The sequence below is a fragment of the Devosia sp. Leaf64 genome (genome assembly GCF_001421945.1).
GTDB lineage: Bacteria > Pseudomonadota > Alphaproteobacteria > Rhizobiales > Devosiaceae > Devosia.
Map to the genome: position 1 here is coordinate 209,556 of NZ_LMLO01000021.1, position 13,577 is coordinate 223,132.

At 61.0% G+C, this 13,577-nt stretch carries 11 protein-coding genes; all 11 read left to right on the forward strand.

Going from position 1 to position 13,577, the window contains the following annotated elements:
- The first annotated feature begins 11 nt into the window (after positions 1-11).
- The 11 genes from ASE94_RS13930 to ASE94_RS13980 all read left to right on the forward strand — a co-directional run bounded on the left by ASE94_RS13930 (position 12) and on the right by ASE94_RS13980 (position 13,418).
- The gene (locus ASE94_RS13930) at positions 12-1,211 is read left to right on the forward strand and encodes a hypothetical protein (protein WP_062630906.1); all 1,200 of its coding nucleotides are present in this window, start codon (positions 12-14) and stop codon (positions 1,209-1,211) included.
- The gene (locus ASE94_RS13935; protein ID WP_062630907.1) at positions 1,208-2,290 is read left to right on the forward strand and encodes a 2-dehydropantoate 2-reductase N-terminal domain-containing protein; all 1,083 of its coding nucleotides are present in this window, start codon (positions 1,208-1,210) and stop codon (positions 2,288-2,290) included. Before ASE94_RS13930 ends, ASE94_RS13935 begins: the two co-directional genes overlap by 4 nt.
- Positions 2,287-3,402 (forward strand): Gfo/Idh/MocA family oxidoreductase, encoded by a 1,116-nt coding sequence (locus ASE94_RS13940; protein WP_062630908.1) that lies wholly within the window; start codon positions 2,287-2,289, stop codon positions 3,400-3,402. The genes ASE94_RS13935 and ASE94_RS13940 overlap by 4 nt, the downstream gene beginning before the upstream one ends.
- On the forward strand, positions 3,399-5,018 hold the full coding sequence (locus ASE94_RS13945; protein ID WP_062630909.1) for a DUF885 family protein: 1,620 nt from the start codon (positions 3,399-3,401) through the stop codon (positions 5,016-5,018). Before ASE94_RS13940 ends, ASE94_RS13945 begins: the two co-directional genes overlap by 4 nt.
- Entirely contained in the window at positions 5,015-6,037 is a 1,023-nt protein-coding gene (locus ASE94_RS13950) for an ABC transporter ATP-binding protein (RefSeq protein ID WP_062630910.1), read from the forward strand. Before ASE94_RS13945 ends, ASE94_RS13950 begins: the two co-directional genes overlap by 4 nt.
- On the forward strand, positions 6,030-7,013 hold the full coding sequence (locus tag ASE94_RS13955; protein WP_062630911.1) for an oligopeptide/dipeptide ABC transporter ATP-binding protein: 984 nt from the start codon (positions 6,030-6,032) through the stop codon (positions 7,011-7,013). Before ASE94_RS13950 ends, ASE94_RS13955 begins: the two co-directional genes overlap by 8 nt.
- A gap of 191 nt (positions 7,014-7,204) precedes the next feature.
- The gene (locus tag ASE94_RS13960; RefSeq protein ID WP_162236095.1) at positions 7,205-8,134 is read left to right on the forward strand and encodes a glyoxylate/hydroxypyruvate reductase A; all 930 of its coding nucleotides are present in this window, start codon (positions 7,205-7,207) and stop codon (positions 8,132-8,134) included.
- Positions 8,135-8,201: 67 nt separating this feature from the next.
- Positions 8,202-9,812, forward strand: a complete 1,611-nt coding sequence (locus ASE94_RS13965; protein WP_082461220.1) for a peptide ABC transporter substrate-binding protein — start codon at positions 8,202-8,204, stop codon at positions 9,810-9,812.
- Positions 9,813-9,883: 71 nt separating this feature from the next.
- On the forward strand, positions 9,884-10,837 hold the full coding sequence (locus tag ASE94_RS13970; RefSeq protein ID WP_061907217.1) for an ABC transporter permease: 954 nt from the start codon (positions 9,884-9,886) through the stop codon (positions 10,835-10,837).
- On the forward strand, positions 10,830-11,711 hold the full coding sequence (locus tag ASE94_RS13975; RefSeq protein WP_082461221.1) for an ABC transporter permease: 882 nt from the start codon (positions 10,830-10,832) through the stop codon (positions 11,709-11,711). The genes ASE94_RS13970 and ASE94_RS13975 overlap by 8 nt, the downstream gene beginning before the upstream one ends.
- A 30-nt stretch (positions 11,712-11,741) precedes the next feature.
- Complete coding sequence (locus tag ASE94_RS13980; RefSeq protein WP_062630913.1) at positions 11,742-13,418, forward strand: gamma-glutamyltransferase; 1,677 nt, start codon at positions 11,742-11,744, stop codon at positions 13,416-13,418.
- The last annotated feature ends 159 nt before the right edge of the window (positions 13,419-13,577 follow it).

Sequence of the window (13,577 nt, forward strand, 5' to 3'; positions counted from 1 at the left end):
CCGAGGTCCGCATGAATTCGTTTGAAATCGGCCAGAAACTGACCGCAGTTACCATGGGCATCGACGCTTTCGAGCGCAGCCAGCCAGCAGAAGGTAGCCTCCTCGGCGGTGAAGGCCTCGTGCCGATCTATCTTGGCAAGGGCATTGTCGATCCGGTCAGCTATTCCGACCGCGAAAGCATCAAGGCCGATCTGGTTTCGCTCGATACTGCGACGGCAGCACTGCCTGCAGGACCGCGCAAAGTATTCCTTGAGGGCATGCTCAAGTCCCTCCGCGTCGCCGTCAAAATGCTGAGCGGCGCAAGTCCGTCATTCGAGGAAAAGGTCACCGATCTGGTCGGCGCCCCCGCGGGCCGTGAAGATGCGGCGCTGATCGAAGACGCGCGTGCAAAGGTCGATGCGCTCTTGACGAAGTCCGGCTTCGTCAACGGCTCGCTTGGTGAACGTGTTTCGGCCTGGGAAGACGCCCGTGCCATCCCGACCGAAAAGATCGAAACGGTATTCCGCGAACTCATGGCCGATGCCAAGGCGCGCACTGACAAACTGATCTTTGACACCGGCGACTATGACATGGTGCTCAACCCTGTTCGCGGAATGTTTTATACGGCGCGCTGCTCGTTTGATCAGGGCAAGATGGACCTCAACTACGATCTGAGCTTCACCCGTGCTGCGCTTAAGCATCTGGTCTGCCACGAAGTTTATCCCGGCCATTCGACGCAGTTGCTCTCAACCAAAAAGGCTGTCGATGAGGGCCGTGCGCCAGCTGACGCATTGCTGATCACCACCGATGCCATCACTGGCTGCGTGCAGGAAGGCATCGGCGATCAGGGCGCGCACCTGATCGATTTCATCGAAGATGATGACGATGAAATCCACGTTGAATTGCGCCGCGTGCGCTCGGCGGCCCAAACCAGCGCCGCCTGGATGTTGATGGTGGAAGGGGTGCCGCGCGAGGACGTCGCCAATTATCTGCGCGACACGGCAATGGGGCAGGAGGCCTGGGTTCAGGGTCGCCTGCGCATGGCCGCCCACCCATTCCGCGGGCCGTTCATCTCATCCTACTGGGCCGGCAATGAAGCCGTTCGGCGGGTGCGTGAACGGGTCACCAAGGATCAATGGCCCACTTTCCTCGACGCGCTCTATAGCAATGCCAATAGCCCGCAGAGCCTAGAAATGTTTCCCCAGACCGTCATCGAAAAGGCCTCGGCATGAAGATCACCATTATCGGATCAGGCGCTATTGGCGGTCTTGCCGGTGCCTATATGACCAAAGCCGGCCACGATGTGACGCTGGTAGACCGCTGGGCGGAACATGTCGCGGCGCTCAACGAAAAGGGCATGACCATCGATGGTGTTCGTGGCGATATGAACATCAAGGTCAAGGCCAAGACGCCGGATCAGCTTGAAGGTAATCTCGGCGTCGTGCTGATTGCGACCAAGAGCCAGCACACCATCGAAGCCCTCAAGCAGATCATTCCGCTGCTCAACGCCGACAGTCTCGTCGTCTCCTACCAGAACGGCTTCAACGAGCCGGGCATGATCGAGGCGCTGAACGAAGCCGGTCTGCCTGGCGACAAGATTATCATGGGCTCCATTCCCAATTACGGTGGCGCGCTGGTCGATCCGGGCTATATCGAATTTGTGCATGAAGGCCCGATCCAGCTCGGCGAAATGAGCGGGGAGATGACCCCGCGGCTCAAGGAGCTTGGCGACGCGCTTTCGGCCCTCACGGAAGTGCAATATTCCGATCGCATTTGGGGCCAGATCTGGGCCAAGGAAGTCTATTCCGCCCAGGTGGTCTTTTCGGCCCTCGCCGATGCCAAGATCCGCGACACATTGGGCGTTGAAAAGTATGCCCGCACGGCTGGTGCCGTGGTCAAGGAAGCCCTCGAAATTGCCGATGCCAACAATATTGAGATCCAGGCTTTCGACTTTTTCGATCCCGCCAATTACCGCGTGAAAACCGCCGAGGACACCAAGAAGCTCCTCGCCAATATCGACCACGCCATCTGGCTTCTCAAGAAGGACCAGGACAACAAGCCGACCCACAATTTCAAGAAAAAGGGTTCGGGCATCTGGTGGGACATCGTCTATCGCAAGCGCCCCTCCGAAACCCGCGCCTTTGCCGGCAAGCTCATCGAATTCGGCAAGAAGGCGGGAGCCGATACGCGTCTCAACGAAAAGCTGACCTCGATGATTTATGAAATCGAAGACGGCAAGCGCGAACTCGGCTTCCACAATTTTGATGAGCTGGCCGCCTATGCTGCCGAAATTGGAAAGACCCTGCCATGACCAGCAAACTCGGCGTTGGCCTCATTGGCGCGCATACCTGGGCCGACAAGGCACACCTTCCCGGCTACAAGGCGCATGAACGCGTCGACCTCATCGCCGTCTGCGATGTCGATCCCGATCGCGCCAAGGCCATGGGCGAAAAATACGGGGCCAAAAAGGTCTATACCGACCCTGAAAAGCTCATCGCCGATCCGGACGTGCAGATGGTCGACGTCTGCACCCCGACGCATACCCACCTGCCGCTTAGCCTGCTCGCCATCGCAGGTGGCAAGCACGTCCTCTCGGAAAAGCCGCTCCACACCGAAGCCGCCCCGGCCTTCGATGCAGCGGCCAAGGCCGACGCCAAGGGTGTCCGCACAAAGCTCGGTTTCACTTTCCGCTATTCGCCTGCCATCCGTCAGATCAAGAAGTGGATCGATGACGGCACGCTCGGCGAAGTCTTCCACATCCACGGTTTCGAGCAGAATTCCCAGTGGCTTGATCCGCAGGAGCCGCTGCGCCAGATCACGCCGGGCGTCGATCGCAATGCGCTGATCCCTGCCTCTATCGTCGGCTACGGCTCTCACCTCATCGACCTGATGCGCTGGCTCGGCGGCGAGTTCGGCTCGGTCGCCTCGACGATGAAGAATTTCATCCCCGAGCGCATCGTGCGCGGCGAAGTCGGCCTTCAAAAGATCAAGGTCGAAGATGGCGCCGTGGCGCTCGTCGAATATGCCAATGGCGCACAGGGTCTGCTCCAGACTTCCTATGTCGCCGTCGGCAATTATCCCGGCGTCGAGATCCGCGTCTATTGCTCGAAGGGCGCAGCGGTTGCCCGGCTGATTTCGGAATTCGGCACCGCCGAAACTTTGAAAATCGCCAAGGCTGAAGCCGTCGAATTCATCCCATATGATGTCGGCGCAGAGGCCCTCCCGCCGGGCACAACGCTCAATACGCCCTGGCCTGAGCTCTATTATCGCAATCTCGTCCGCCACTTCGTCGACGAAATCCTCGAAGACCGGCCGCAGGAATGCACCTTCTTCGATGGCGCCAAGAGCCAAGAAATTGTCGACGCGATCATCAAGGCAAATGTCGAGCGCCGCTGGGTCGAACTGCCGGGCAAGAGCGCATGAAGGTTTCTTACAATCCGGCGGTTGTCGACGACTTCCTCGCCCATCACTGGCGCTTCCGTCCAGTCGACGCGACCTTCATGGGCGATAAGGCCCATGATGCCGTGCTGCCGCCGGCCGGACCGGAGACGCTGAGCGAAGAGATCGCCGAAATCGACGATCTTCTCACGCGCCTTGAAGCCAGCGAACTGCCTGAAAATCTTGGCGATCGGCTTGATCGGCGCATGATGTTGGCCGAACTGCGTATGCAGCGTCTGTCGGCTGAAACGCGGCCACGGCTCCACAATCCGGCTTGGTATTCGGGCGAGGCGGCGTTTTCGATTATTTCGCTTTTGCTGCCACAGTCCCAACCGATCCGGCACGCGGCGCTGATCGCGCGGCTCAATGGTCTCGCTGGTTTTCTGCGTTCAGCCGCCGAGCGCCTTGATGGCGTCCCGGCTCCGCAGGGCTGGGTCAAGCGCGCGCAAAAGGAAGCCACGGCCATGGCCGGTTTCCTCCGCAGTGACATAAAGCTCCACGAAGAATTCGCCGACGATTGGGCTGAACCCGCCCGCCAGGCCGCCGACGCCTTCGAAACCTTCGCCGCCGCGCTCGATACCCAGCCCGATGCTGATCCGGCCTGTGGCGAAGACTATCTCAGCCTGCTCATGGTCGAGATCCACGGCCTTCCCATGTCGCCGCGCGAAGCCGTCGACATGGCCGAAGCCGCCTACAAGCGCATGGGCGACGAGATGGCCGAAATGGCCCACGCCATCGACCCGAGCCGCAGTGCCGATCAGATCCTGGCCAGTCTCGCTGACATCCATCCTGCCGATCCCGAAGCCGTCTTTGACAGCTATATGGATTGGGACGTACAGGCCGTCGCCCAGGGCGCCGCGCTCGTCACCCCGGCGCAGGAATACGATCTCGACTATCGCTGGATGGCCCCATGCTTCCGCAAGATCAGCCAGCCGCTCTATTTTCTATTCTATCGCTCGCCGCCCTGCCTTAATCCCGGTGCCGGCAGTGTTTATTGGGTCACCCCGCCGGGCGAGGATGAAGCGGCGTTCCTGCGTGGCAACAACACCGCCATGGTCAAGACCATCCATTCGGTCCACCACGGCAGCGTCGGCCATCACACCCAGAATACCCGCGCCCGCGCCGCGAAGTCGCGCCTCGCCCGCATTGCCGGCACCGATTGCGCTCTGGGCTTGGCCTTCCTCGGTTCCGGCACGCTCATCGAAGGCTGGGCCTGCTATGTCGAGGATTTGCTGATGGAAGCGCCGGGCTTCTACACGCCCGAGGAAATCCTCCTCCTCAAGCAGTTCGAGCGCCGCAATGCCGCGAGCGTCCTCGTCGACATCAAGCTGCACTTGGGCGACTGGTCCCTCGAAGAAGCCATGGCCTTTTACCGCGAAGCCGGCTTTGCCGCCGCCCGCGTCGAGGGTGAAGTCGTGCGCAATTCCATGCTGCCGGGCTCCCGCCTCATGTATTGGCTCGGCGTTGAAGGCATCAAAAGCTTGCGCCAGCGCTGGAAGGGCGACACGCTCGGCTTCCACGATCATCTCCTGAGCTACGGCCACATGCCGCTCGCCTGGATATCAGAGGAAATGGAAAGGGCAGGGCACCTCAACCCATGACGGATCAGACCACTCCACTGCTCGATATCCGCGGCCTCGTCACAGAGTTCTCGACCGAAACCGGCGTCGTCCGCGCTGTCAAAGGCGTCGACCTCACCATCGGGCAGGGCGAGACCGTTGCCCTCGTCGGTGAAAGCGGCTCGGGCAAATCCGTCACCAGCCTTTCAGTCATGCGCCTCATCCAAAAAGGCGTCGGCGCCATCACCGGCGGCGAAATGCTGTTCCGCACGCGCGCGGGCCAGATCGTCGATCTCGTCAAGCAGCCCGAAAACGCCATGCGCGACATTCGTGGCAATGAAATCGGCATGATCTTTCAGGAGCCAATGACCTCGCTCAATCCGACCCAGAAGGTCGGCGCCCAGATCGCCGAAGCCGCTCGGCTCCACCAGAATCTCACCCGCAAGCAGGCCTGGGCTCGCGCCGTCGAAATGCTGGCCCTGGTCGAAATTCCCGATCCAGCTCGCCGTGCCGATGTCTATCCCCATCAGATGTCGGGCGGCATGCGCCAACGCGTGATGATCGCCATGGCTCTGGCTTGTAATCCCGCGCTGCTCATCGCAGACGAGCCGACCACGGCTCTCGACGTCACGGTGCAACTCCAGATCCTCGAACTCATGCGGCGCCTGCAGCGCGAGATCGGCATGGGCATCCTGTTCATCACCCACAATCTCGGTGTTGTCGCCGAAGTAGCCGATCGCGTCGCCGTCATGTATGGCGGCCGCATCGTCGAGACAGCGCCGGTGCGCGAATTGTTCGCCCATCCAAGCCATCCCTATACGCGCGGCCTGCTCGACAGCCTGCCGGTCGTCGATCATGTCGCCCGCGCCTCCGGTCAGGAGCTTCGGCTCCGTGCCATTCCGGGCAGCGTGGTCGATCCGCGCAATCCGCCGCAAGGGTGCGACTTCAATCCGCGCTGTGCCTGGGTCATCCCCGAATGCCGCGCCGCGGTGCCCGCCCTCCTGCCGGTCGTTCCCGAACATCGGGCCCGCTGCATCCGCTGGAACGAAGTCCATGGCTGAGCCGCTCCTCGTCGTCGAAGACCTCAAAGTCCACTACCCAATTGGCAAGACGCTCTTCAAGGAAGGCGTCACGCTGCGCGCCGTCGATGGCGTCTCCTTCACCGTCGGCAAGGGTGAAGTCGTCGGCCTCGTTGGGGAATCGGGCTCGGGCAAGACCACGCTCGGCCGTGCGGTCCTCCGTCTCGTCGAGCCGACGTCGGGCAAGGTGCAACTGGGTGATAAAGACGTTACCGCCCTCGCGCCGGCGGACCTTAAAGCTCTCCGCAGCAAGATGCAGATCATCTTTCAGGACCCCTATGCCAGCCTCAATCCGCGCATGAGCGTCGGCCAGACGCTGGGCGAGGCTTTGATGCTGCACAAGATCGGCACGAGAAAGGATCGCGATCAGCGCATCGGCGATCTCCTCGAACAGGTCGGCCTGCCGCGCAGCGCCGCCGCCCGTTTCCCGCATGAGTTTTCCGGTGGGCAACGCCAGCGCATCGGCATCGCCCGAGCTCTTGCGGTCAATCCCGAATTCATCGTCGCCGACGAGCCGGTCTCTGCCCTCGACGTCTCGATCCAGGCCCAGATCATCAACCTGCTGCAGGATCTCCGCCGCGAACTTGGCCTCTCGCTCCTCTTCATCGGCCACGATCTTTCGGTCATCGAATTCCTCTGCGACCGCGTCATCGTCCTCTATCTTGGTAGGGTCATGGAGATGGGCACTGCCGCCGATCTCTATTCGAATCCGCGCCACCCCTATACCCGCGCTCTGCTCGACGCCGCGCCCGTGCCGGACCCGACGATCCGCCGCGAGCGCATCACGCTCAAGGGTGATCTCCCAAGCCCGGTCAATCCACCCTCCGGCTGCGTTTTCCGCACCCGCTGCCCCTACGCGATCGAGCCCTGCGCTGAAGTGGTCCCGCCACTTGAAACGCTCGAAAACGGTCACCGCGTGGCGTGCATTAGAGCAGCCGAACTTAACCTGAGCGAATAGATCAAGCATTTCGCGGTTCCGACGCAGTCTCCTGACAATGACCTCTCATGCCCGCAATTGCTCATAAAACGGCGATTGCGGGCAATTTTTGTGCATTTTGATAATTTGCCCGGTGCATGAGTTGAAGTGCGCATAAAGCGGATTTTTTCGGGCATTGCATGACGCCTTCCTGCCGCACCATGCTGCTTGTCATGAAACGTATATTTATTGCCGCACGAAGCAATCCAGAGCACATGGCCGAGCTGTTTCGCAGCGAGTTGCCAGCGCATGAAGTGTTCACCCAGCAGCCCCAGCCCGGGGATGCGCCGGTGCCCTATATCGTCGTTGGCCGCCCGACGCCGGGTGTTATCGCGGCCGTTCCGGGGCTAGAGCTAGTGCTAAGTCTCAATGCCGGCATCGAGCACCTGCTTGCAAGTGGCGAAGTGCCGGACCATTTGCCGATCGTTCGTCTGGTCGATGATGGATTGGCCGACGGTATGTCGGACTGGGTGCTGGCTCACGCGCTCGCTTGGCACCGCAACCTCGCCACCTATGCCGACCTTCAGGCCAAGCGCGAATGGGCGCCGCAGCAGGAAAAGCTGGCGCGCGAGCGCACCGTCGCCGTGCTCGGGGCAGGGGCCCTTGGCTCGCAGGTCGCCGGCCATTTCGTCCGCTTTGGTTTCAAGACGCGCGTCTGGAGCCGATCTGGCCGCCCGATCGATGGCGCAACCAGCTTTGCGGGCCGCCCGGCCCTCATGGATGCAGTGAGCGGAGCCGACATTCTCGTCAACCTCCTGCCCATGACCAGCGAAACGGCCAATGTCGTCGATGCGACCGTGCTGAACGCCTTGGCCAAGGGCGCGTTCTTCATCAACGGGGCACGCGGTGGCCATGTGGTCGATGCCGATCTGATCGATGCGCTCGATCGTGGACAGGTGAGCGGCGCCGCCCTCGATGTCTTCCGGACGGAGCCTCTCCCGGCGGCAGATCCGCTGTGGAGCCACCCAAAAGTCTTGCTTTCCCCGCACGTAGCAGCGCCGACGCATGCGCATACGGCCGTGGCGGAAATGGCTGAAAATATCCGGCGGTTCGAGCGCGGCGAGAAGCTGCCGCATCTCGTGGATCGAACGCTGGGCTACTAGACGACAAGACCGGCCGAAGCTGGCTAAGGCAAACGCCCGCATGGGCATCAGGTAGAAGGACGTGACAATGACAATCAAACTGACCCGCCGTGCAGCGCTTCAGGGCATGCTTGCCGGTACCGCCGTACTCACCACCATGCGGGCTTTCCCAGCCTGGGCCCAGGCGCCCGGCGGCACGCTGATCGTCGGTCTCACCTATGAGATCGATACGATGAACCCCTATTCGACCGGCTTCCTCGGCGATGCGCAGGCTGCCGTTATCGAAGGCCTGATCGCACCCGATAAGGACGCGGTCTATGTGCCGGTCCTCGCCACCGAAGTGCCATCGCTCGAAAATGGCGGCATCGTCGTCTCGGAAGACGGCAAGACCATGCAGATCACCTACAAGCTGCGCGAAGGCGTCAAGTGGCATGATGGCGAACCCTTCACCTCTGCCGACGTGAAATACACCTGGGAGGCAGTCAAGGACCCGGCGTTCATCGCCGAATCCAAGGATGGTTCGTCCGAAGTCGAGAGCATCGACATCCCCGACGACTATACGGTCATCGTCAACTACAACACGATCACGCCGACCTTTGCTGCGACGCTGTTCACCTTCGGCATCATGCCAAAGCACCTGCTCGAAGGCACCGATCTCAACACCTCGTCCTACAATGAGACCCCGGTCGGCACCGGACCGTTCAAGGTCAAGGAATTCGTGCGCGGCCAATATGTGGAGACCGTGCGCAATGACGACTACTGGCGCACCGCCGAAAATGGCGACAAGCTGCCCTACCTCGACTCCATCATCTTCAAGATGATCCCCGACACCAATACCTTAATCACCCAGCTCAAGTCGGGCGAAGTGACCATGGTCGTCTCGACACCCTACAGCCAGGCAAGCCAGGTTCAGGGCATCGAGGGCATCGAAATCGTCCAGGGGCCGCAGCTGAGCTGGCAGCACCTCGATTTCAATTTCAAGCGCCCCTCGCTCGCCGATCTCAACGTGCGCAAGGCCATTGCCATGGGCATCGATCGCGAAGTGATCATTCGCGCTCAGGGTGGTTTCCCCAAGGCTATCAAGTCGCCTGTCGTGCCGGTGTTCGACTTCTACGACGACAGCACGCCGGTCCTCGCCTATGACGTTGCCGCCGCCAACGCGCTCCTCGATGAATCCGGTTATGTCGCCGGCAGCGATGGCATCCGTGAAAAGGACGGCGAACGTCTCTCCTATGCGTTCATGGTGCAGTCCGGTCGCGCCGATGACGAACTCGCCCAGCAAGTCATCATTGCCCAGCTCAAGGCCATCGGCATCGAAGCCACCGCCAACAACCAAACCGGCGTTGCCTATCGCGAAGCCCGCTACAAGGGTGGCTATGACCTGATCTATGGTCGCTGGATCACCTCGGCTAACCCGGTCTATCACGACTTCTGGGGCACGGGCGGCGCCAACAATGGGCAGTCCTATTCCAACCCTGAGCTCGATGCAGCCATGGCTGAATTCGAGAACACGCTCGACCCGGCCGAGCGCAAGGTTGCAGCCTCGAAGTTCCAAGCCATCCTGGCCGAAGACCTGCCGACCATCTCGCTGGTCAACAACGTGGCCTTGATCGCCAAGACCACCAAGCTCAAGAACTTCGTGCCGAACCCAACCAACATGACCAACTTCGTCGATACCTCTGCCTGGTACATGGAGTAATCTCCACTAGACCAAACGCCCCCGGCCGCAACGGGCCGGGGGCATTTTCTTTTTGCGAGCCTGGAGGCGGCATGAGTTTTGGTTACGTCTTGCGCCGTCTATTGAGCGCCATCCCGCTGCTGCTGGGTATTTCGGTCATCCTCTTCGCCATTATCCATCTGGCGCCGGGCGGTCCGCTCGATATGTATACCGAGAACCCTGCCGTCAGTAAGGAAGCGCTGGCGCAGATCTCTGCCGCGTATGGCTTGGATCAACCGGTGCCGATTCAATACCTCCTCTGGCTGAAATCCATGGTGGTCGGCGATTGGGGTTATTCCATCCGCACTGGTCGCCCGGTGCTGACCGAAATCGTCTTGCGCCTCGGGCCAACTTTGGAACTTGGCGGCCTTGCGCTGATCATTTCCCTCATCATCGCGATTCCTCTCGGGATCATCAGCGCTTCGCGTCGTGGCTCGAAGCTCGATAGCAGCCTGACGCTGGCCTCGTTCGCGGGTATCTCGATCCCCGTCTTTTGGCTGGCCTTGCTGCTGCAATTGCTGTTTTCCGTGCAACTGGGTTGGCTGCCATCGGCTGGCTATAAATCCATCGGCGGCGGCGATTTTCTCGATCGTCTGCGCCATATCGTCATGCCTGCCGCAGTATTGTCGCTCGCCACTGTCGCCAGTTGGAGCCGATTTATCCGGTCCGGCATGATCGACGTGCTCAATCAGGACTATATCCGTACCGCTTATGCCAAGGGTCGCTCGGAGCGGGGGGTGGTTATTCTCCACGCCCTGCGTAACGCCATGATCCCGGCAGTCACCGTCATCGCGGTGGATTTTGCCACCGTGATTTCCGGTGCTGTCATCACTGAAACCGTCTTTGCCTGGCCCGGTATTGGACGTCTTTTCATGGAAAGCATGGATGGCCGCGACTATCCGATGCTCATGGGCCTGATGATGATGGGCTCGCTCGGCATCATCATCGCCAACATCATCGCCGATCTCGCCTATGCATCGCTCGACCCAAGGATCCGCTATGGTTGACACTGCCATTCCGCTGGCCAAGGTCCAGCCGCCGCAAAGCTATGGCCGTCGCGTCATCAAGCGCTTCTTCAAGCACAAGCCGGCAGTAGCTGGTCTGACGTTCTTGTTGCTTCTCGCCGTCGCGATCATCATCGGACCCTATTTTTCGCCCTATTCCTTCGATGGGCAGGATTTCATGCTGATTGGTTCACCCGGACCGATTTCAGCGCAGCATTGGCTGGGGACTGACGAACTTGGTCGCGATTCCCTGACGCGGCTGATCTATGGCGGTCGCGTATCGCTCGCTGTCGGTCTTGCGGGCGCAATCATTGCGACGATAGCCGGGACTTTGGTGGGCGCGCTCTCAGGTTTTTACCGTGGCTGGACCGACGCGCTCTTGATGCGGCTGACCGACGTGATGTTGTCGATCCCGACTTTGCCGCTTGTGCTGCTGCTGTCCGGGCTCTTTCGTCCCAGTCCGCCTCTCCTTGTCGCCATCGTCGGCATGCTGATCTGGATGGGTACGGCGCGTTTGGTGCGGAGCCAGTTTCTGGCGCTTCGTGAGCGCGAATTCGTCGAGGCGGCCCGCGCCTTGGGGGCAGGGGGCGCGCGCCTCATGTTCCGCCATATCCTGCCCAATGCCATCGGCCCTATCACCGTATCGGCCACCCTGGCCGTAGGCAGCGCCATCATGCTGGAATCGGCGCTGAGCTTTTTGGGCTTCGGTATCCAGCCGCCGGTGCCGACCTGGGGGAACCTGCTCAACAGCGCCAGTTCCTATCTCAGCGTCGCGCCTTGGCTAGCCATTCCCCCGGGGCTGTTGATCCTTTGCACGGTGCTGGCCGTGAATTTCCTTGGCGATGGTCTCCGCGACGCCATGGAGCCGAAGGAATAATCTCTATCTCGAAGAAAACGGTGACATCAGTTGGATCAAGCACGCCTGATTGACCTGCAAAGCCGCTATATAGTCGACCAAGGCCCCAAGCCTCTGGCGCGCGGCAAGGCAGTGGCGAGCACCGGCAATCCGATCGTCACCGAAACCGTGATGAAAGTCCTGGCCGGTGGTGGCAATGCTGCAGACGCCGCCATCGCCGGAGCCTTGGTGCAAGCGGCAGTTGAACCCCACCTGACGAGCCATGCGGGCATGGTCTCGTTTCTCTATTGGGACGCCAAGACCAAGCGCGCCTATCAGTTGAATTCACTCGGCACCTTGCCGCACGATCTGGCACCATTCCGGCCGATCAACGGCGTCGGCGGTTGGGCGCGGGAGGGCGCGCCGGGACCGCAAGCAGCCATTCCTGGTTTTATGCCCGGACTTGGCGCCATGCACGATCGCTTTGGCACGCGACCATGGTCTGAATTGTGCCAGGATGCCATTCGCTGGGCGGAGGAAGGGCATCCTGTCTCCTCTTTCGAATATGGCGTCAACGTCTTCGCTGCTCCCTTTTCGACCTATTTCGAAGAAGGCCGCGCCGTCTTCATGCCCGATGGCTATCTGCCACCCGTCGGCAGCATCACGCGCAATCCCTCTTTGGCCAAGACACTGCGGGATTTGGCGGAAGAGGGCCCAACCTACTTTACGGAAGGCCAATGGGCGCGTGATTTCGTGGCGGTCGGCAACGCCCTCGGCTGGCCGGCGCGGCTCGACCATATGACCGCCAACCCGCCGCGCTGGCAGGAGCCATTGAGTTTTAGTCATCGCGGCAATGAGATTGTCAGTCTGGCCCCGCCCGAACGTCAGGCGGTGTTCTGCTCGCTGGTGCTGGGCGTGCTCGAGGAAGCGGGCATTGCCCAGATGGAGCCATTTGGCGCCGACTATCTCTTCTATATGAGCCACGCGCTCCGTCTGGCCGAACAGGCCTGCGGCTTCCTCCACGACCCTCAATATTTCGGCGAGGGTGCCACCGCCATCATGGACCCGGCCTATCACCGCTCCCTGGCCCAACTGATCAAGGCCAGCCGGCCCAAGGTCGATCTGACCGACCATGTCCGGCTGACCACCGGCGCCGCCGCCTTTGCCGCGTCCGGTTGGAACAGCGCCAAGTCCAAGGCGCCGGTCGGCAGCTGTGAAATTTCGATCGTCGATGCTGAAGGCAATTGGCTGCAGATGATGAACACGGTGCAGTCGGGTGGCATCCCCGGCATGGCTGTCGGCGGCGTTGCCATGATGGGATCGCACGAGCAGACGTCGATGAACGCGCACTTCTCTAATTGGCGGACACCGGGCGCCCGCATGCGCAACATCTTGGGCAATACCTTCGTCATGAAGGATGGCGCGCCTTGGCTGGCGCTTGGCACGCCGGGCAATGTCTATGCGACAGTGGCACAAATGCTCGTCAATATTCTCGACTTCGGCATGACGCCCGATGCGGCGTCTGATGCCCCGCGCATGCTGCCGCTCGAGGATAATTATGCGCTCACGATCGAAAGTCGATTGGCACCGGAAGCCGTCCTTGGCGTCACGGCCCTCGGCCTCCATCTCACTCCCATGCCGGCATGGGACTGGAATATGGGCTCCTTCCAGATGTGCTGGCGCAGCGATGCCGGTCTCATGGCATCGGCCGATTTCAGGCGCACCGGCACCGCGGCGTCTTTGATCTAGCGGAAGACTAGCCTTGGTCGCGCACCGAGCGGCGCGACCGTCGCTGTTAACTTCACAACCAAAATCTCTTTAGCGCGATAGCTTTAGCTCCAGACGCGAGCAAGGGGCTCGCATCATGCTGCTCCACGCTCTGCAAACCTGAAACCACTCACCTGATGA

Coding starts and splice junctions, on each gene's coding strand:
- ASE94_RS13930 (WP_062630906.1), top strand. CDS start 12: ATGAATTCGTTTGAAATCGGCCAGAAACTGACCGCAGTTACCATGGGC.
- ASE94_RS13935 (WP_062630907.1), top strand. CDS start 1,208: ATGAAGATCACCATTATCGGATCAGGCGCTATTGGCGGTCTTGCCGGT.
- ASE94_RS13940 (WP_062630908.1), top strand. CDS start 2,287: ATGACCAGCAAACTCGGCGTTGGCCTCATTGGCGCGCATACCTGGGCC.
- ASE94_RS13945 (WP_062630909.1), top strand. CDS start 3,399: ATGAAGGTTTCTTACAATCCGGCGGTTGTCGACGACTTCCTCGCCCAT.
- ASE94_RS13950 (WP_062630910.1), top strand. CDS start 5,015: ATGACGGATCAGACCACTCCACTGCTCGATATCCGCGGCCTCGTCACA.
- ASE94_RS13955 (WP_062630911.1), top strand. CDS start 6,030: ATGGCTGAGCCGCTCCTCGTCGTCGAAGACCTCAAAGTCCACTACCCA.
- ASE94_RS13960 (WP_162236095.1), top strand. CDS start 7,205: ATGAAACGTATATTTATTGCCGCACGAAGCAATCCAGAGCACATGGCC.
- ASE94_RS13965 (WP_082461220.1), top strand. CDS start 8,202: ATGACAATCAAACTGACCCGCCGTGCAGCGCTTCAGGGCATGCTTGCC.
- ASE94_RS13970 (WP_061907217.1), top strand. CDS start 9,884: ATGAGTTTTGGTTACGTCTTGCGCCGTCTATTGAGCGCCATCCCGCTG.
- ASE94_RS13975 (WP_082461221.1), top strand. CDS start 10,830: ATGGTTGACACTGCCATTCCGCTGGCCAAGGTCCAGCCGCCGCAAAGC.